Genomic DNA, 18,867 nt, shown 5'->3' on the forward strand with positions numbered 1-18,867 from the left:
AAGCAGGATCGGTTGTCCACGCGGGCCGCCTGCAGCACACATGCGTGGGGGAGGAAGATCATGTGGAATCAAGTTTATGACCCGTTGCACAGCCCTGTGCTGTCGACGATCGCGGCGGCGGTCCCTGTCGTCACATTGCTGGTCCTGATCGCGAGCGGACGGGTCCAGGCTCATATCGCGGCGATCATCGCCGTGATCGTGGCAAATTTGATCACGATCTTCGTCTTCACCATGCCGGCAAACATGTCGATCCGCGCCTCGGTGCTGGGCATCGTCACCGGCTTCTTCCCGATCGGCTGGATCGTTCTCAACGTCATCTTCCTCTACCAGGTGACGGTGAGCACCGGACGCTTCGAATTGCTCAAGCGCGCGGTCGGCGGCGTCACCGAGGACCGGCGGCTGCAATTGCTGCTGATCGCGTTCTCGTTCGGCGCCTTCTTCGAAGGCGCCTCGGGCTTCGGCACGCCGGTCGCGATCACGGGCGCGGTCCTGATCGGCCTCGGCTTCTCGCCGCTTGCAGCAAGCGGCCTGTCGCTGATCGCCAACACAGCGCCGGTCGCCTTTGGCGCGCTGGGCACGCCGATCCAGGGCCTTTCCTCGGTCACCGGGCTCGATCCCTACATCCTCGGCGCGATGGTCGGACGGCAGTTGCCGATCTTCTCGCTGATCGTGCCGTTCTGGGTGGTGTGGGCGTTCGCGGGCTGGAAGGGCATGAAGGACGTGTGGCCGGCAATCCTGGTCACCGGCGTGTCGTTCGCGGTCCCGCAATTCGTGATCTCCAACTTCATCAATCCCTGGATCGTCGACATCGGTGCATCGCTGATCTCGATGGGCGCGCTGATCCTGTTCCTCAAGGTCTGGCAGCCCAGGCAGCTCTGGCTGTCCCCGGCGCTGCGCGGCCGCGATGAATCGGCGACCACCATGGCCGCGGCGAAACCGATGGATAAGACGCCGCTGACACAGAGCGAGCTGTTCAGCGCGCTGCTGCCGTGGATCATCGTCTGCATCGTGATGCTGATCTGGGGCAATGGTGGATTCAAGACCTGGGCGAACTCGATCTTTACCTGGAACTATCCCGTTCCCGAGCTGCATCAGATGATCAACAAGATGCCGCCGGTCGCGCCGGGGCCGACGAAAGAGAGCGCGGTGTTCGGCTTCACCTATCTCTCGTTCACCGGCACCGGCATGCTGATTGCGGCGATCATCTCAGGCTTCCTGATGGGCGTCGGTCCTGGCCGGCTCTTGACGGAATACGGGCGCACCATCCGGCTTTGCGCGATCTCGCTGATCACGATCTCGGCGATGCTCGCGATCGGCACGCTGACGCGGCTCTCCGGCGTGGACGCGACGCTCGGTCTCGCCTTTGCTGCAACCGGCGTGCTCTATCCCTTCTTCGGCACGCTGCTCGGCTGGTTGGGCGTGGCGCTAACGGGATCGGATACCGCTTCCAACGTTCTGTTCGGAAATCTTCAGAAGATCACCTCCGAGCAGCTTGGTCTGTCGCCGATCCTGATGGCTGCGGCGAACTCGTCCGGCGGCGTGATGGGCAAGATGATCGACGCCCAGTCGATCGTGGTCGCGTCCACCGCGACGAATTGGTACGGGCACGAGGGCACGATCCTGCGCTTCGTGTTCTGGCACTCGATCGTGCTGGCCTCGTTGGTCGGCGTGTTCGTGACGCTGCAGGCCTATGTCTGGCCGTTCACGGCGATGGTCCTGAAGTAGCAGGCCACGCCCGGCTTCAAGCCAAATCCCCGCGAGGTTGCTCCTCGCGGGGATTTTTGCGTGGCCCATGGGCGAACCTTCTCAACGGCGCCGCCGTCTTATAGAAGGTGCCGCAAATCACGTCGGTCGAGAGGTCTCATGGTTTCGTTCAGGCAGATGGTGTGTGGGGCGGTTGCAACGCTCGCGATGTCCACGCTCGCGCGTGCGGAGGACGGTTTTCCGTTCGGCACCGAGATGACGCTGGAGGCGCTGCCGCAGCCGGGCTCGAAGCGGATTCCGAACATCGAGATCGGCGACAATGGCGAAGTCGTGCTGGAGCTCTGGTGCAAGGGCGGCAAGGGCCAGTTCTCGGTTGCCGGCAACACCGTGATCTTCGTCCCCGGCCAGATCCAGGACCGCTCCTGCCCGCCGGCAAGGGCCCAGGCCGACGACGATCTCGTTGCAGCCCTGGGCAGTGTCGAGACCTGGAAGCGCCAGGGTGACGTGCTCACGCTCGTCGGCCCCAAGCCGCTGCGCTTTCGCCTCAACGGCAATTAGCCCCTGCTGTCATTCCCCGCGACCCGGCTACGCCAAGGCTTCGCCGGGGTCGAGGTCCAGAGGCGCCGAAGCTTTAGCACAGGCGGCAAGCGGGGAATCCAGTACGCCGCGGCTTCTCGATTCATCAAAACCTTCTCGGAGTACTGGATCGCCCGATCAAGCCGGGCGATGACCTGTGCGGGCTACATCACTTCCACACAGACTTGTCGGCGTCCCAGCGCTGGCCTTTCAGCTCCTTGGCGAGCGCCTCGACCGAACCGTTGTCGTCGGGCTGATCGCCTTCCTCGTCCGCGGTCGCTTCGTCCGAGAGATTGAGCTTGGCGCCGCTGCTCTCGTCAGTGGTCGTGGTCGCGGGACTCCCGATCCAGAGCATGAGCTTGTCGGTCGTGCCGGGCTTGTCGGGCGAGACGAGGCCCGCGACCTCGATCGTGTCGGTGAGCTCGAGCGCGGGAAAGTCCTGGTTCGGCCGCTTGAACACCAGCTTGAGCTTGCCGGTCGCCGGGTTGAAGCTTTGCGAGACCGGCTTTGCCGCGAGCGTCCTGCTCAGCACGCCAGCCACCGCGGCCGCGAGCTTGTCGCGGTTGATCTTGTCGCCGTCGCGCCAATCGGCGGCGGGAATGCGGATGGTGCGGTCCATCTCGGCCATGCCCGCGGTCCAGCCCGCGGCGGTGACGCCGGGCGTCGCCTTGAATTTCGCCAGCAGCGCGCCGGCGCGCTCCGGATCGACCGACATGTTGATGGTCTGCTCGCCTGCGCGTAGCGCCTCGCAGCCGACGGTGAGACTCGCCAGCGTCACCTCGACGTCCTGGCCCTTCAGGCTCTTCAGGAACTCGGTCGCGGCATCCAGCTTGACCTTGACCGCGATCGCTTCCGGCGAGACGTCGGTGAAATCCTTTGGTTGGGGCGTGATGCCGTCGTCGGAGGTCTGGTTGTCGAGGAATTCCTTCTCGCTGAGATCGGAATTGTCGGGCGAGGTGACCTCGGTCACGGTCTGGCCAATGCTGATCTGGCCGCGGAATTCAAACGTGTCTCCGGCCTGTTTGCGCAGCAGCTTGACGGTGACCGGCGCCTTCGCGCCGAGGCTCTGCGTCGTACCCGTCAGGTTCTGGCCCGCGACCTGGAGATTGACGACGAAGCGGTCCTTGCGGTCGGAATTCTTCGCGACGGGATAGCAGACGTCGAGCACGGCTGCGGTGACGGTCTTGCCCTGGCGTGTCTCCTTCAGGATCACGTCGGCATTGCCGTCCATCAACCCGTCGATCGAGGTGAAATAGCGCGTCTCGACGCCGCCGGGCGCCGTGGCCTTCGGCGCCAGCTTCATCTGGGCGGATGCGACCTCAGGCGAACCTGCAAGCAGAGCCGCCAGAACGGCCGTGGAGCAAAACACAAGCGCGCGCATCGACGAAATCCCTGAGGCAATGGGGCATGACCCGGAAAGTGTGAAGCGGTTTTCCGTTGAGATCAGGCCCAAACAATTCGAATCGGCGTCACCGTAGTGGGTTTTGGCTGCCGGTTGAATTGGAAAGCACGGGTCATGATCGGCAAAAAAGAAGGCCGCCCGGAGGCGGCCTTCGCAACACTGCAATGGAACGGACGGCTTAGAAGCCGCCCATACCGCCACCGGCCGGCATGCCGGAAGCGGCTTCCTTCTTCGGCGACTCCGCGACCATGGCCTCGGTGGTCACCAGCAGGCCGGCGATCGAGGCGGCGTCCTGGAGTGCGGTGCGCACCACCTTGGCGGGGTCGATGATGCCCTTCTCGACCATGTCGACATACTCCTCGGTCTGGGCGTCGAAGCCGAAGGTCTCGGACCTGTTCTCCAGGATCTTGCCGACGACGATCGAGCCTTCCACGCCCGCGTTCTCGGAGATTTGGCGGATCGGGGCTTCCAGTGCCTTCAGCACGATGTTGATGCCGGCCTGGACGTCGGCATTGGCGTTGGTCAGACGGCCGACCGCCTTCTTGGCGCGGAGCAGCGCGACGCCGCCGCCGGGGACGATGCCTTCCTGCACCGCGGCGCGAGTGGCGTTGAGCGCATCCTCGACGCGGTCCTTCTTCTCCTTGACCTCGATCTCGGTGGCACCGCCGACGCGGATCACCGCGACGCCGCCTGCGAGCTTGGCGAGGCGCTCCTGGAGCTTCTCACGGTCGTAATCCGAGGTGGTTTCCTCGATCTGGGCCTTGATCTGGCCGACGCGGGCCTCGATCTCGGGCTTCTTGCCGGCGCCCTTGACGATCGTGGTGTTCTCCTTGTCGATCACAACCTTGCCCGCGCGCCCAAGCATCTTCACCGTCACGCTCTCGAGCTTCATGCCGAGGTCTTCGGAGATCAGCTGGCCGCCGGTGAGGATCGCGAGGTCCTCGAGCATGGCCTTGCGGCGGTCGCCGAAGCCCGGCGCCTTGACGGCGGCGACCTTCAGGCCGCCACGGAGGCGGTTGACGACCAGGGTGGCCAGCGCCTCGCCCTCGACGTCCTCGGCGATGATGACGAGCGGCTTGCCCGACTGCACCACGGCTTCCAGCACGGGCAGCATGGCCTGCAGGCCGGACAGCTTCTTCTCGTGCAGGAGGATGTAAGCGTCCTCGAGTTCGGCCGTCATCTTCTCGGGGTTGGTGACGAAGTAGGGGCTGAGATAGCCGCGGTCGAACTTCATGCCCTCGACGATGTCCACCTCGGTATCGAGTGACTTGTTCTCCTCGACGGTGATGACGCCCTCGTTGCCGACCTTCTGCATCGCCTGCGCGATCATCTTGCCGATGGCGGCATCGCCGTTGGCCGAGATGGTGCCGACCTGGGCGACCTCGGAGGAGGCGGCGACCGGCTTGGCGCGCTTCTCGATGTCCTTGACGACGGCCGCGACCGCGATGTCGATGCCGCGCTTGAGGTCCATCGGGTTCATGCCGGCGGCAACCGACTTGGCGCCTTCGCGGACGATGGACTGGGCCAGCACGGTCGCGGTGGTGGTGCCGTCGCCGGCGAGGTCGTTGGTCTTGGAGGCGACCTCACGCACCATCTGGGCGCCCATGTTCTCGAACTTGTCCTCTAGCTCGATCTCCTTGGCGACGGTGACGCCGTCCTTGGTGATGCGGGGCGCGCCGAACGACTTCTCGATGAGCACGTTGCGGCCTTTCGGGCCGAGCGTCACCTTGACGGCGTTGGCGAGAATATCGACGCCGCGCAGCATGCGTTCGCGCGCGTCTCCGGAAAACTTGACGTCTTTGGCAGCCATGGTCTGCAATTCCTCTTCTTCGTGATGTGTCTTGCTTATTGGGTCGCCTCATTCCGGGGTCCGCGATCGAACCCGGCGGAATGATGCATGCCCGGATCGAGTGACCCGGGCATGCATTCAGCGGCCGTTCAGGCGTCTGGCCTTAGGCCATCACGCCCATAATGTCCGACTCCTTCATGATCAGGAGCTCATCGTTGTCGATCTTGACCTCGGTGCCCGACCACTTGCCAAACAGCACACGGTCGCCGACCTTGAGGTCGATCGGGATCAGCTTGCCGGCCTCGTCGCGGCCACCGGGGCCGACGGCGACGACTTCGCCCTGGGACGGCTTTTCCTTGGCCGTGTCCGGAATGATGATGCCGCCCTTGGTCTTTGACTCGGCGTCGATACGTTTGACCACGACACGGTCATGCAGCGGACGAAATTTGGATTTAGTCATGACGTTTCCCTTTGGAGGCTCGCTTCGGAAGGAGAGGAAGTGGGCGGGCGGCGCTTCCGTCCACCCTTCCCGAGGATCGATCGGCGCGCGTTAGCAATCCATCTTTCAGAGTGCTAATGGTGCGCCCGGGAATATGGCTTGGCCGCGATCCTGTCAAGCAAAGGTGGTTAAGCGATTGGTGAGACGGATATAGGATGGTGACATTGGAAACTTGTTCGGGGTGCCGGCGTATTAAAGGACGTCATTGCTCCGGCAGCGGTTTTGCGCTTGGCTGCGTAAGGGGTGCGGCCATGGTTTTGTCCGGGGGAATGCCATGATCAGTTCAGCTCACGCGCGCACGATCGCCAATCTGGCGGCGGCTTCTTGCCTGGCGCTGCTGCTTGGTGCCTGCGGCGGCGGCATGAGCCTGCCGTCCTTTTCTTCGTCCTCACCGCCCCCCGAGGCCGAGCCCGGCACCGGTCCGGAAATGCCCGCGTCGATCCGCGCCGACGAGATCGTCGGGCGCTGGGGCCTCGCCTCATTCCAGAACCCGGCCGACCGCGCCCGCACCGAGGCTGCCGCCCGGGCCCAATGCAAAAATCCTTACGTGATCACCGCCGGCTCCTCCGGCGGCGTGATCATGCATCTGGCGGACCAGGCAACACCGCAGGAACTGCGGCTGAAGGGTTCGCCCAGCGGCAAGAATTATATTGGGCCGGCGGGTCCGACGCCCGGCGAGCAGGACCGCGAAATCGTCTCCTTCGACGGCCGCGTCCTCATCACCCGCTTCATCGACAAGGACGCCGCCACCCGCTACGGCAACATGGTCTACGTCCGCTGCGCGCCGAGGGCGTAGTCTCTATCCTTCGTCATGCCCCGCGACCCGGCTACGCCAAGGCTTCGCCGGGGTTGAGGTCCAGGGGCGCCGAAGCTTTAGCGTAGGCGGCAGGCGGGGCATCCAGTACGCCGCAGCTTCTCGGCTCAATCATTGCCGTCTCTGGAATACTGGATCGTCCGCCTGCGCGGACGATGACAGCAGGGGACGATAGACAACAAAAAAACGCCGGCTTGCGCCGGCGTTCGTTATTCAGAGCGTCGCGTCCGTTCAGTCGAACAGCGCGTCGATGTCGTCCTGCGAGGCGTGGCCGACGTCGCCGGCGAGCTTCGGGCCGTTGAGAAGCTTGTCGTCATCGCTGCGAGTGTCGACCTGCGGCACGACGTGAGACTTGATCGCGTCGACACCGCCCCAGATTTCCATCATGGAATTGATGTGCTGCTCGATGAACTTCATCGTGCTCATGACCTTGCTGATGCGCTGGCCGGTCAGGTCCTGGAAGTTGCAGGCTTCGAAGATCGAGATGACGCGTTCCTGGATATCGTCGGCGAGCCGCTTCTGCTGATCGGCCGATTGCACCTTGGCCATCGCGCTGGCCGCCTGGTCGATCGACTCGGCGGCTTCGAGGATCTGCTGGGTCGCCTGTTCGGTGCCGCCGACGACCGCGCCGAGCTCGCCATTGACCTTGGCCATTTCGCCGCCGTCGAAGCTCTTGCCATGCAGTGTCGCGATCTCGCGCTTGGTGCGGTCGATGGCGTCGTGGATGAGGTCGAGCTCGACCTTCAGCTTCTCGCACTGCTCGATCTGCGCCCGGTAAGTATCGAGCATGGTACGGGCTTCGGAGAGCTCGTGGGCGGTGGAGGCGTCGATCGCCGCCATGGCGGCGCTGCCGGACAACGGCGCGGTGCCCTTCGCCATCTGCGTGCGGATCGCACGCAGCTCGGCCATGATCTCGCTATGCATCGGCGCAGCCTCCTCAATCATTTCGGGGCTGGGCATCTCGCCGACAATAGCCTCCTCGACACGAAAACGTTTGCGGTGAATAGCCATCAAGAACTCCCCCCACCTCACTCACGCGTCTTTGTAGGCAGAAGCGATTTAACACGAAGTTCACAGCCGGAACTGTCGTGCGGCTGCGCGCGACGGCTTGCAAACGGGCGATTAACCATGCGTGCACGGCGTTCATCGAAAATAAACGCTGATCGCCAAATTGCGCCGTTGCCGACGATGTGGTGAATCGAAATGGCGTTTCCGTTTACCAAACAAAACGGCTTTTGCTCTTTATTGACCACGTCGCGGATGCGGATCAGCCATCACCTCGCCACGACGCATGTGATCTAGACGAAACAGTACAGAGTACGTCGATGTTCAAGAAAATGTCTGTTGCGCTGCTTGGCAGCGCTTGCACCTTCATTGCCGGCGTCAACAGCGCCAGCGCCTTCGACAATAGCGTGCCGAACGATCCGCCCGCGGTGCTGTACCAGCCGCAGGTGCCGCCTGCGCCCGTGCGCGTCGCCTCCAACATGGGCGGTGGCTTCATCGAGTTCATATTTGGCGACGGGCCCGGTCGCGGTCCGGCCTACGCTCCGCAGCAGCCGGTGTATCAGCAGCAGCCAGGTTATTATGACCAGCGCCGCCTGCCGCCGATGGGCGAGCCGCAGATGCAGGGCGCAAGTCTCCAGCAGGAGGCGGTCGATCCGCGGCAGCGTCAGTTTGACCCGAGATTCGAGAAACAACTCGTTGACTATAGCGGCAACGAAAGCGCCGGCACGATCGTGGTCGATACGCCGAACAAATTCCTCTACCTCGTCGAGGGCAACGGCCGCGCGATGCGCTACGGCATCGGCGTCGGCCGCCCCGGCTTCACCTGGTCCGGCGTGAAGTCGATCACGGCCAAGCGCGAATGGCCGGCCTGGACGCCGCCGGCGGAAATGATCGCGCGCCGCCCCGACCTGCCGAGGCACATGGAAGGCGGCCCGGAAAATCCGCTCGGTGCGCGCGCGATGTATCTCGGCTCGACGCTCTACCGTATCCACGGCTCCAACGAGCCCTGGACCATCGGCACCAACGTCTCCTCGGGCTGCATTCGCATGCGCAACGAGGACGTCATCGATCTCTATGGCCGCGTCAACGTGGGCACCAAGGTCGTGGTGATGTAGGCGCATAGTGCTCGGAACCAAAACGGCCGCCTCATCGGCGGCCGTTCTCGTTGGAGCAAGGACAAGAAGCGTCAGGCGTAATCGCTGCCGCCATCGTCGCCGCCGCCGAAATCGCTGTCCTCGGCGAGGTCGACATTATCGATGCCATTGTCGTTCTGATCGTTGTAATTCTGGTCGTCGTTCGAAGCGTGGTCGGCGAAGCCCTGCCGGGAAGCATCACCGCGGTTCGAGCCGATGTCATCGAGGCCGGCATCGCGCGCGAGCGAGCCGCCGGACTGATCGCTGCCGGTCCAGGGGCTGCGATCGCCCAGAGCATTGGTGTCGCCGAAGGCCTGCTGATGCGATCCGCCCATCATGCCGCGGATGCTGGAGAGCAGCAGCGAGCCGCCGACGACGCCGGCCGCGGCGGCCGCCGCCGTGCCGAGGAACGAGCCACCGCCACCGCCGATCGGCGGCGCACCATAGCCCTGACCCGGTCCTTGGCCGTAGGCCTGTCCGTACGGTGGTTGGCCATAGCCCGGCTGTGGCTGCTGCATCGCCTGGCCGCTGTTCCAGACCGGCCGCGAGTCACGCGGCGGTACGTTCGGAACCGAGCCGCGCGACGGACCCCCGCCGAATAGCGTGTCGCGCATGGTGTCCAGGAAACCGCCGGACTGCGCCTGCTCGGGCGCCTGCGCCGCCTCCAGCTCCTGGATGCGATTGTGAGCACGCTTCAGCGCCTCATCCTGCAACAGCACGGTCTGCACCAGCGCATAGATCGCGCCGGGCGCCTTGCGCAGGCCGTCGGAGATCGCGGCGATCGCGTCGGGATCGCGCGGTGCATTTTCCAGTTTCGAAAGCCGGTCGAAAAGCTCGTCGACGAGCTGGCGTTCCTGCGGCGTCATGGTCAGTCTCCCTCGCGCAAAACAAGCGCGAGGCAGATGTAGGGTTCCATTGTGGCCCCAACAGTGCCGGCTGGATTAAATTTCGGTATGCGACAAGCTGCCCCGCGGGGCGGCTTTCTCGCAAACTTCGCCGGTTTTACCCCAGCGTGACGCCGCTGTCCGTCAGCAGGCGCGCAAAGGCATCGCCGGCGAGATAGGAGTGCTCGCGTTCGCGGACATCCGTCATCGGGTCGAGCCCGGTGAGAATTTCGTCGACGAAGCCGGGATGACACATCACGAGGCCGCCATCCGGCAGGCCTTCGAGAAATTGCCGCATCAGCTCGCCGAAATCGGCCGCCCGCGTGAAATCATAGGCGCCGGCGAAGCCGGGATTGAAGCTGAGGCCCGCGCTGACGGCACGGCGGCGGAATTGCGCGCTGAGAATGTCGAGCACCATGGCTTTCGGTGAGGCCAGCCGCTGCATCAGCGGCAGGTCGCGGCCGCCCTGGCGTACCCAGGCTTTTGGCGCGACTTCGCTCACCGCATCGACAAAGCCGTCGCGCACCTGCGGGTAGAGCTGCACATGCTGATGGCCGTCGACGAAGTCAGGCGCGCGTCCGAACGCTTTCGCGAAGGCTGCCAGCTGCGCCTTGACCTCGTTGCGAAAGAACTCGCGGTCGAGCCTTCGCGCAAGACCCGCGCGCAGCAGCTTCGGAAACGGGAGAAACATGTCGCCGTCGAGCGGACGGAAATGCATGGTGAGCGGCCGGAACGGTGCCGACAACGTCACGTGCAATCCGATCGCGCAGCGTGGGCTCGCTTGCGCTGCCGCCTGGAGCGCTTCGATCTGGCTGCGCTCGACCGCAGGTCCCACCATCATCACCGAGGTAGCGTTGAGACGGCCGCGTTCGATCAGGTCGCGGATGGCGCGATTGACGCCCGGGCTGATGCCGTAATCGTCGGCGCAGAGCCAGATCCGCCGCAGCGGCGCGGCCGCGCTCATTCGGCCGCCGTCCTCTTCGAGGCGTCCAGGCTTGAAGCGTCCTGGGCCTTCTCGGTTTCGAAATGCTTTTCACTGTGCTCGGCGACGAAGTAGATCGGGCGCGCCTTCAGCTCGGAGAGGATCTTGCCGATATATTCGCCGACGATGCCGATCATGATGAGCTGCACGCCGCCGATCGTCATCAGGCCGATCACGAGTGAGGGATAGCCGGGCACCTGCTTGCCGGTGGTCAAGACCTCCCAGAGGATCGACAGACCGAACAGGAACGCTCCGCCGGCGAGGATCACGCCGAGCAGGCTGGCGAAGCGCAGCGGCGCCACCGAGAACGAGGTGACGCCTTCGATCGAAAGACCAAGCAGGCGTGCGGCGCTGAAGGTCGTCACGCCATGGGTGCGCGGCGCGGGCTCGTAATCGACGCGGATCTGGCGGAAGCCGATCCAGCTCGCGAGGCCCTTGAAGAAGCGGTTGCGCTCGGGCAGCTGCCTCAGTGCTGCGACCGCGCGCGGCGACAGCAGGCGGAAGTCGCCGGCGTCTTCGGGAATCTTCTGGCGCGCGCCCCAATTGATCAGCGCATAGAAGCCGCGCCCGGCGAGCCGCCGCAGGAAGGGCTCGTTGTCGCGATGCGCCTTGGCGGTATAGACGACGTCGTAGCCGTCCTCGATCCAGTGCCGCACCAGTCGCTCGACCAGCGACGGCGGATGCTGGCCGTCGCCGTCCATGAACAGCACCGCGCCGAGCCGGGCATGGTCGAGGCCAGCCATCAGCGCGGCCTCCTTGCCGAAATTGCGCGACAGCGACACCACCTGGACGTCGACCGCGTCGGCCGGCAGCGAGCGGGCGATCGACAGCGTCGCGTCCGCGCTACCGTCGTCGACATAGACGACCTCGCAAGCCAAGCGATAGCGCTCCCGCAAGGTCTTTGCGAGATCGCAGATGCGCTGGTGCAGGGCGGCGAGGCCGGCGGCTTCGTTGTAGAGCGGGACGACAATCGACAGCCCCTTCGCGGCGGCGCTTGCCGCGGTGGTCGTCATGCCGGAAACGTCAGAGCCCAGCGTCATCGATCAAGGTTCCAGAGGCGTTCAAGGTCATCTCAACAGCATATGGTAGCTGCCGTTTGCTGTCGCTACGCTGAACGGAATTGCTCAACAAACTTTGGGCTCACTGCCGCAGGAACGCCTCGAGCCTGGCGAACAGCGGGTTCTCCCGGTCGAACACGTAATCCAGCGAAACCACCGAGACGGTCTCGGCGCCATGCCCGCGCAGGAAGCTCGCGAGTGCATAGAGCTGGCCCGGCGGGCAGTGCAGCGTGAGCATGCCTGACGAGGTCGGTCCGCCGAACGGGGCTTCGACGCCGAAGCGCTCGTGGGCCTCGGTGAGCATGGCCGCGTCGCACTGGCGGAAGCGGGTGCGGACTTCGCGGTATTTGTTGGCCCGCGCCCGCGCCGCGATGTGATCGAGGATGATTCGCGCGGTCTCCCGCGCTTGCGGCGACCAATCGGCGTCCCTTGAGGCGACCAGATTGGCCTGGCTGCGCAGGATCACGCCGTCGTCGAGCACCCGCAATCCGTTGGCGGCGAGCGTCGCGCCGGTCGTGGTGATATCGACGATCAACTCGGCGCTGCCGGCGGCCGGTGCGCCTTCGGTCGCGCCCGTGCTTTCGACGATGCGGTAATCGGTGATGCCTTGGCTCTGGAAGAAGGCGCGGGTGAGATTGATGAACTTGGTTGCGACCCGCATCCGCATGTGATGCTGCTCGCGGAAGCCGGTGGTGACGTCGTCGAGGTCGGCCATGGTGCGGACGTCGATCCACGCCTGCGGCACCGCGACGACGACGTCGGCATAACCGAAGCCGAGGCCTTCGATCAGGGAGACGCGCTTGTCGGCGTCCGCGATGGTCTCGCGCACCAGATCCTCGCCGGTGACGCCGAGATGCGCCGAGCCGCGGGACAGTTGCGAGGCGATCTCGCTCGCCGAGAGATAGGCGACTTCGACATTGTCGAGGCCCGCGAGCGTGCCGCGATAGTCGCGGGCGCCGCCCGCCTTCGACAGCTTGAGCCCGGCGCGGGCGAAGAAGGCCTCGGTGTTTTCCTGAAGGCGACCCTTGGAGGGAACGGCCAGAACGAATGGCGCGCTCATGACTTAAGCTCCCACCTTGCGGCCGATCCGGGTCAGCGCATCCACCCAGACCGAGAAACCGACCGCGGGGATCGGCTCGGCCGATCCAAGCTGGGTCATCAGCCCGTCATAGCGGCCGCCGGCAACCAGCGGCTCGGCGCCGTTGCCGCGGTGATGCAGCTCGAATTCGAAGCCGGTGTAGTAGTCGAGCCCGCGCCCGAACGCGGTCGAAAACCGCGTCCCCTTCACATCGATGCCGCGCGCCGCCATGAAGCCGACCCGGCTTTCAAACTGGTCGATCGCAGCACTGAGGTCGAGCTTCGCATCATTGGTGAGCGCGCGCAGCTCGGCCACGGCGTCATCGGGGTTACCCGATATCGACAGGAAACGCTTGAGCACGGCGATGGCTTCGCGCGGCAGCGCGCCGCCCTTCAGCGTCGACTGCTCGAGGAAGCGGTCGGCAATCTCGGCCGTGGTGCGGCCGCCGACATTGGTGGTGCCGGCGATCGACATCAGATCGGTGACGAAAGCGAGTGCTGCCTTGCGGTCGGAGCCGGTGAGCGCCGCGAGCACGCCCTCATATTCGCTGCGGGTCGCTGTGGTCGCGGCTGCCAGCCGTTCCAGATCCTGCTCCAGGCTGATCTTGCGGTTGAAATCCTTGACCAAGCGGCGGCGCCAGACCGGATAGAGGTCGAGCGCGTCGAGCAGCGCGTTGAACAGCGCCACGTCGCCGGTGCGGATCTCGACGTCGCGAACGCCGAAGGCGGCGGTCGCCTCCAGCGCCAGCGCCAGCATCTCGGCATCGGCCGCGGCGCGGTCCTGGCGGCCGAACGACTCGATGCCGGCCTGCAGGAATTCGCTGCTCTGGCCGTTGCGGTAGCGGAACACCGGGCCGAGATAACTGAACCCGGCCGGCTGGCCGGCACGGCCAGAGCTGAGGTAATCGCGGGCCACCGGTATGGTCAGGTCCGGGCGCAGGCAGAGCTCATCGCCGGAGAGGTCCGTGGTCAGGTACAGGCTCTTGCGGATGTCCTCGCCGGAGAGATCCAGGAACGGTTCGGCCGGCTGCAGGATGGCGGGCTCGGCCCTGACATAGCCGGCCTGGCCGAACGACAGCAGCAGCGTGTCCGCCCAGGCGGCGGAGCCGGCAGCGTTTGAGGTGGCAGTCGCGGTCATCTCGGGGTCCATCGTCCCGGTGGAACCGGGCAGGGCAAGCAGGGAACGAATTGCCGCAGGCCTTAGCATGGCCCGAAAGCGGTTTCGACCTCCAAAGGATCAATCGCTTAACAGCGCCGGAGCGACCGCGCCGTCAGCAGAGGATGCGAAGCCCAAATCAGGTATCGTCGCCAAGCTAGGTAATATAATACCGATCGATCGCGCTGCGGCCGACCCAGTTAGGTTGGACGCCTCACCCTCATTCATTTCGGCCAGGCAGGTCTCCGGGCCGCTTTCACGAAGGAATGGGCCGCCTGGGCGGAAAGCTCGGCCCTCGCATGTAACCTCATCCGCGAACTGCTTGGCCCGGTTGAGGATGTCCACTGGTCTCATGCTCAATTTGGGTAGGGCGGACGATCCGTTCGCAGAGCCTTGGTTTACCATGCGAAAGTTGGTTTCCGATTCATGCGACAACGCACAGATGTAATCCGAACGGTCGCGCGACACACGCTGGCCTATATGCTGTTTTGATTAGCGAGATGTTCCGGCACTACGACTTAGATCCACTCGACCTTCTGATCGTTCGTGCCATTCTCAATGCCCCGCGACCTGCGGCGCGCCGGGGCCAGAGGGCCGGGTGGTTTGCGTCGCGCTAAAGTCGCCGTCTCTACGAAGAAGGTCAGGTAAGCAGCAGAACATGGATCAAAGCCGTCTAGTCCCTGCTCGCGAGGCAATGCAAAAGATAGCGGCGGATCGCTTGATGTCGTTCCAGGATCTCAAGCCATCCTCGGCGCTCGAGCTCAAATCGTATGACATCGATCATTTCGGTGAGACCGAGAAATACGCCGGCGCATCGAGCATGCCGTTGTCTGTCGGGACGACCGCGATCATGCGTGCCCGGCTCACCTTGCCGACCCTGACCCTGTCGCTGTTGAAAACCTTCCCCCGGATCATTCGCGGCTATCAGCTCACCAATGCTGCCGCAGTGGTGGTACCGATGGATCACGTGACCTCTGCCCGCATCAACGGGCAATCGATCGGCGGTTCTGTTGTCATTCTAAAAGGCGGTTCAGATTGCTTGGTGCATGAGCCGGAGGGGCGTCTGCTGGCGGTGGTCTACTTCAGTCCATCCGGGCGGGAGCCATTGCCTGAATTGAGCGATGGATGCCATTTGCTGAATCCGGCGCCGGACGTGCTTGCCTCGCTGCGCCGTCTGATCTCGATCTCGCTTGAAACCGCGGCAAATGACCCGGACTTCCTGAACGAGCCGGCTTCGCAAACGATTGTCGAACGATCACTGCTCAGCACGATGGATGCGGCGATCTGGTCCAGTGTCGCAAGCGCACCTGCGTCGTCCACCACCGAGCATTATCGGCGGATCGTGGCTGATATGGAAAAACTGATTCGGCGCGATCTGATGATCTGGCACAAGACCACCGAACTGGCGGAACAGGCGGGCGTGTCGGTCCGGACTCTCCAGAGTGCGACACGGGCCATCTGCGGCATGAGCCCACATCGCTATAGCCGGGTCTTGCGCCTCTGGTCGGTACGCAAGCAACTGCGCACCGGCCGAGCAGGCCGGAGTGTGAAGTCCTGCGCGCTTGCGCATGGTTTCTGGCATCTCAGCGAATTCGCAGCGAGCTACAGAGAGGCTTTCGGAGAGTTGCCTTCGGAGACCCTGAACCGATCGCTACGAGGCGAATAGCAACGTGCCTTAGCCGCGTTCGCCACCCCAGTCGCCCAGCACCGCCTGCACCAGCGCCAGCGCGGCCACCGCGGCGGTGTCGGCCCGCATGATGCGGGGTCCGAGCGCCAGCCGCAGGATTTTCGGCTGCCGCAGCAGCAGGACCCGCTCTTCCTCGGCAAAGCCGCCTTCGGGTCCGATCAGCACGTCGATTCCCTCCCCGGCGCGTGTGGCTTGCAAGCTCCGAATGGGGTTTTCGAGCTCCGCCGCCTCGTCGCAGAAGATCAGCAGTCTGCCAGCGGCGCGCAGGGTCAAGAAGCGCTCCAGCGGCACCGGCTCGGCAACGGTGGCGATGCTGAGAATGCCGCATTGCTCGGCCGCCTCGACGACATTGGCGCGCATCCGCTCGGTATTGACGCGTGAGGCCTGGGTGAATCGGGTCAGAACCGGCTGCAGGCTGGCGGCGCCCATCTCGATGGCCTTCTGCACCATGTAGTCGAGCCGGGCATGCTTGAGCGGGGCGAAGATGTAGGCGAGGTCGGGCAGCCGGTCCTGCGGCCGGGTCTGCTGGAGGATGACGAGACCGTCCGGCCGCTTGCGGCCTTCAATGGCGGCCTGCCACTCGCCGTCGCGGCCGTTGAACGCCAAAACCTCGGCCCCGGCGGCAAGCCGCAGCACATTGCCGAGATAATTGCTCTGGTCGCGGTCGAGCTCGACCCTGCCGTCCTGGGCAAGCGGGGCGTCGACGAACAGGCGGGGGCCGCGGAAATCGTGGGAAGGCATCGTCAAAGGTCCGATTTGCCGCCGTTCTTAACCGAAAGCAGTCCTTTCGGGGTAAATTTTGCCAAAATGGTGCGTCGGCGCGCCGCGCTCCCGCCCTATTCAACGGGTTGTTAAGGGCCGGCGGGAATCGTAAAATCGCGAGCACGCTGGTTGCGCTTCAATTGGGAAGACGCCGAACCCGCATGCTCCTGCCGGAGAGACTGCCTTGATGATCCGTCATTTGATGGTTCCGATCACTGCCGCCATGGTCACGATGGGCGCCGTTGGTGCCTATGCGCAGGGTTTTCCCGCGCCGCTGCCGGGCCAGGCCCCAACCAGTTCCGCCTTCCCGCCCGTCAATGGCTCGGCGCCCGTCGCCTCCGTCGGCGGCGCGCCGCAATCGTCCTTCCCCGTGAATGGGGCCGCTCCTGTCGGTGGCGCCGGCGCCTTCAGCGCGGCCCCGCCGACGCAAGCCGGTCCCGGCGAGGACTGCATGAAGGCGTTCATGCCTCTGCGCGAAGATGCCGAAAAACGCGGCAAGCTGATCAAGGCCGCGAGCGACCGTCACGCCCCGCCTGACGAGGCCTGCAAGCTGATCCGCAACTTCAGCCAGGCTGAGACCAAGATGATCAAGTACATCGAGGCCAACGCCTCGAAGTGCGGGATTCCGGCGCAGGTCGGCGCGCAGATGAAGGACGGCCACAAGAACACCGAGGCCATGGCGGCGAAGGTCTGCAATGTCGCGCAGCAGATGCAGAACCAGCCGCGCGGACCGGCCGGTCCGTCGCTGAGCGAAGTGCTGGGTTCGGGCTCGCCGCCCGAGGCCAATGCCGGCAAGAAGGGCGGCAGCACCTTCGACACACTCAACGGCAACGTCCTGACGCGATGAGCGACACGTCAGCCCGAGTTGCCGATTCCACTGGCAACTGGGTCGATACGCGTGCGCCGCAATGGGCGCGGCCTTATCTGCGCTTGTCCCGCTTCGATCGTCCGATCGGCTCCTGGCTCCTGTTGATGCCGTGCTGGTGGTCGGCGGCGCTCGCCGCCGGCATGGCCCATGACGTCCGCGGCCTGCCGCTCACCATCGTCCTGTTCTTCATCGGCGCCTTCGTCATGCGGGGGGCAGGCTGTACCTGGAACGACATCACCGACCGTGACCTCGACGACAAGGTCGAGCGCACCCGCTCGCGGCCGCTGCCCTCGGGCCAGGTGAGCGCGAAGCAGGCGCTGGCGTTCATGGTCGCGCAGGCGCTGATCGGGCTCGTGGTGTTGCTGCAGTTCAACCGCTTCGCGATCCTGACCGGCATTGCCTCGCTGCTGATCGTCGCGATCTACCCGTTCATGAAGCGCATCACCTGGTGGCCGCAGATCGTGCTCGGGCTCGCGTTCTCCTGGGGCGCCCTGATGGGATTTGCCGTCACCTTCGGGCGGATCGATGTCACCGCGCTCGTGCTCTATGCCGGCGCGATCTCCTGGGTGATCGGCTACGACACGATCTACGCGCATCAGGACGCCGAGGACGATGCGCTGATCGGCATCAAGTCCACCGCGCGCCTGTTCGGCGCGCATACGCACCAGGCGCTGATACTGTTCTACGGCCTCGCGGTGCTGCTGATCGGCGTGGCGCTGGCGTCGGGCGATGCGCGCTGGCCGGCCTGGCTCGGACTTGGGGCCTTCGCCGTGCATCTGGCCTCGCAGATCGGGCGGCTGAATATCAGCGACGGCGATCTCTGCAAGCGCCTGTTCTACTCGAACCGCGACGCGGGGGTGTTGTTGTTTGCGGGTTTGCTGGCCGACGCGGTGATGCGGACGGCTTAACTCCGGGCGATGATCTCGCGCTCATCGCGATGCACCGACAACTCCCGTGCAACACCGGTGCGGCGGCGCATCAGAAATTTCGGACGGCGGTCGCGAATCGCGTTGGCGCGGCGGCGGCGCGGCGTGGGCTTGCGTGCGCCTTCGTCGAGCTGCGGAAGCGCGAACAGCTCGCTCCAGATCGCCCAGGCCTCAACGAGTTCGTCGCCATCGGCGCTGACCAGCAGCGGAATGGAGAGCGAGGGATCGCGATGCACGAGGACGAGGGTCTGGGCCTCGTCGTTGCCGCGCAGCGCGACGCCGATGAAGTCGCTGACGCGGACGTTGATCGCCATCCGCATGCCGCGGACGGCACGGTGCAGCACGACACGTTCGCGATGAAGCTCGATCTGCCGGACATATCCGTCGGCACGCGGATCATGCGCATCGAAGCGGACCGGAAGGGAAAGGGGGTGGGGGCGCCGGGGGGGGGGGCCCCCCCCCCCCCCCCGCCCCCGGGTTTCTGTTTGTAACCCCACCGCGATATTTGTACCCCCCCCGGGTATTTTTAAGGGGGGGGGGCAGGG

The 18,867-nt window shown here is 64.8% G+C and carries 18 protein-coding genes; 7 read left to right on the top strand and 11 right to left on the bottom strand.

The window, feature by feature from the left end; all coding sequences use genetic code 11:
• Positions 1 to 60 precede the first annotated feature (60 nt).
• Together AC0L23_RS13030 and AC0L23_RS13035 are read left to right on the top strand one after the other, a co-directional pair.
• Positions 61 to 1,725 (top strand): L-lactate permease, encoded by a 1,665-nt coding sequence (locus AC0L23_RS13030; RefSeq protein WP_085361266.1) that lies wholly within the window; start codon positions 61 to 63, stop codon positions 1,723 to 1,725.
• 138 nt (positions 1,726 to 1,863) lie between these two features.
• Entirely contained in the window at positions 1,864 to 2,262 is a 399-nt protein-coding gene (locus AC0L23_RS13035) for an META domain-containing protein (protein WP_085385437.1), read from the top strand.
• A gap of 187 nt (positions 2,263 to 2,449) precedes the next feature.
• Here the strand turns inward: AC0L23_RS13035 and AC0L23_RS13040 are convergent, their stop codons facing one another.
• From AC0L23_RS13040 to AC0L23_RS13050, 3 genes are all read right to left on the bottom strand, one after another.
• On the bottom strand, positions 2,450 to 3,661 hold the full coding sequence (locus AC0L23_RS13040; protein WP_085361268.1) for a hypothetical protein: 1,212 nt from the start codon (positions 3,659 to 3,661) through the stop codon (positions 2,450 to 2,452).
• Between the two features lie 199 nt (positions 3,662 to 3,860).
• Entirely contained in the window at positions 3,861 to 5,492 is a 1,632-nt protein-coding gene (gene groL / locus AC0L23_RS13045; protein ID WP_085350111.1) for a chaperonin GroEL, read from the bottom strand.
• A 142-nt stretch (positions 5,493 to 5,634) separates the two neighbouring features.
• Positions 5,635 to 5,931: a co-chaperone GroES gene (locus tag AC0L23_RS13050; protein ID WP_007596954.1), complete on the bottom strand. Its 297-nt coding sequence runs from the start codon at positions 5,929 to 5,931 to the stop codon at positions 5,635 to 5,637.
• 313 nt (positions 5,932 to 6,244) lie between these two features.
• Between AC0L23_RS13050 and AC0L23_RS13055 the strand changes: the two genes are divergently transcribed.
• Positions 6,245 to 6,766 (top strand): hypothetical protein, encoded by a 522-nt coding sequence (locus AC0L23_RS13055; protein WP_085361269.1) that lies wholly within the window; start codon positions 6,245 to 6,247, stop codon positions 6,764 to 6,766.
• A 249-nt stretch (positions 6,767 to 7,015) separates the two neighbouring features.
• On the opposite strand, the gene AC0L23_RS13060 is transcribed toward AC0L23_RS13055, so the two are convergent.
• Positions 7,016 to 7,795 carry a protein phosphatase CheZ gene (locus tag AC0L23_RS13060; protein ID WP_018453435.1) on the bottom strand — a complete coding sequence of 260 codons (780 nt, stop codon included), beginning with the start codon at positions 7,793 to 7,795 and terminating at the stop codon, positions 7,016 to 7,018.
• A gap of 314 nt (positions 7,796 to 8,109) precedes the next feature.
• Here AC0L23_RS13060 and AC0L23_RS13065 point away from each other — a divergent pair, with 314 nt between their 5' ends.
• Positions 8,110 to 8,904, top strand: coding sequence for a L,D-transpeptidase (locus AC0L23_RS13065; protein WP_085385433.1), 795 nt, complete (start codon positions 8,110 to 8,112; stop codon positions 8,902 to 8,904).
• Positions 8,905 to 8,975: 71 nt separating this feature from the next.
• Here AC0L23_RS13065 and AC0L23_RS13070 read toward each other — a convergent pair whose 3' ends face one another.
• From AC0L23_RS13070 to AC0L23_RS13090, 5 genes are all read right to left on the bottom strand, one after another.
• Positions 8,976 to 9,788, bottom strand: a complete 813-nt coding sequence (locus AC0L23_RS13070; protein ID WP_085361270.1) for a DUF2076 domain-containing protein — start codon at positions 9,786 to 9,788, stop codon at positions 8,976 to 8,978.
• A gap of 136 nt (positions 9,789 to 9,924) precedes the next feature.
• The gene (locus AC0L23_RS13075; protein ID WP_473357006.1) at positions 9,925 to 10,770 is read right to left on the bottom strand and encodes a ChbG/HpnK family deacetylase; all 846 of its coding nucleotides are present in this window, start codon (positions 10,768 to 10,770) and stop codon (positions 9,925 to 9,927) included.
• Positions 10,767 to 11,828: a glycosyltransferase family 2 protein gene (locus AC0L23_RS13080; RefSeq protein ID WP_085361271.1), complete on the bottom strand. Its 1,062-nt coding sequence runs from the start codon at positions 11,826 to 11,828 to the stop codon at positions 10,767 to 10,769. Before AC0L23_RS13080 ends, AC0L23_RS13075 begins: the two co-directional genes overlap by 4 nt.
• A gap of 100 nt (positions 11,829 to 11,928) precedes the next feature.
• A complete protein-coding gene (gene hisG, locus AC0L23_RS13085) occupies positions 11,929 to 12,906 on the bottom strand; it encodes an ATP phosphoribosyltransferase (protein WP_018453440.1) in 978 nt (325 codons plus the stop codon).
• Positions 12,907 to 12,909: 3 nt separating this feature from the next.
• Positions 12,910 to 14,061 carry an ATP phosphoribosyltransferase regulatory subunit gene (locus AC0L23_RS13090; RefSeq protein ID WP_085361272.1) on the bottom strand — a complete coding sequence of 384 codons (1,152 nt, stop codon included), beginning with the start codon at positions 14,059 to 14,061 and terminating at the stop codon, positions 12,910 to 12,912.
• A gap of 739 nt (positions 14,062 to 14,800) precedes the next feature.
• Between AC0L23_RS13090 and AC0L23_RS13095 the strand changes: the two genes are divergently transcribed.
• Positions 14,801 to 15,745, top strand: coding sequence for a helix-turn-helix domain-containing protein (locus AC0L23_RS13095; protein WP_231190239.1), 945 nt, complete (start codon positions 14,801 to 14,803; stop codon positions 15,743 to 15,745).
• 9 nt (positions 15,746 to 15,754) lie between these two features.
• Here the strand turns inward: AC0L23_RS13095 and AC0L23_RS13100 are convergent, their stop codons facing one another.
• Positions 15,755 to 16,507, bottom strand: a complete 753-nt coding sequence (locus tag AC0L23_RS13100) for a 16S rRNA (uracil(1498)-N(3))-methyltransferase (protein ID WP_085361274.1) — start codon at positions 16,505 to 16,507, stop codon at positions 15,755 to 15,757.
• Between the two features lie 208 nt (positions 16,508 to 16,715).
• On the opposite strand from AC0L23_RS13100, the gene AC0L23_RS13105 reads away from it, so the two are divergent.
• Together AC0L23_RS13105 and ubiA are read left to right on the top strand one after the other, a co-directional pair.
• Complete coding sequence (locus AC0L23_RS13105) at positions 16,716 to 17,375, top strand: hypothetical protein (RefSeq protein ID WP_085350104.1); 660 nt, start codon at positions 16,716 to 16,718, stop codon at positions 17,373 to 17,375.
• Complete coding sequence (gene ubiA, locus AC0L23_RS13110; protein ID WP_085361275.1) at positions 17,372 to 18,304, top strand: 4-hydroxybenzoate octaprenyltransferase; 933 nt, start codon at positions 17,372 to 17,374, stop codon at positions 18,302 to 18,304. Before AC0L23_RS13105 ends, ubiA begins: the two co-directional genes overlap by 4 nt.
• Here the strand turns inward: ubiA and AC0L23_RS13115 are convergent.
• Complete coding sequence (locus tag AC0L23_RS13115; RefSeq protein WP_473357012.1) at positions 18,301 to 18,819, bottom strand: DUF6101 family protein; 519 nt, start codon at positions 18,817 to 18,819, stop codon at positions 18,301 to 18,303. The two genes, ubiA and AC0L23_RS13115, sit on opposite strands and share 4 nt — an antisense overlap.
• Positions 18,820 to 18,867: the final 48 nt, after the last annotated feature.

This window comes from Bradyrhizobium sp. MI1.4, assembly GCF_055811315.1.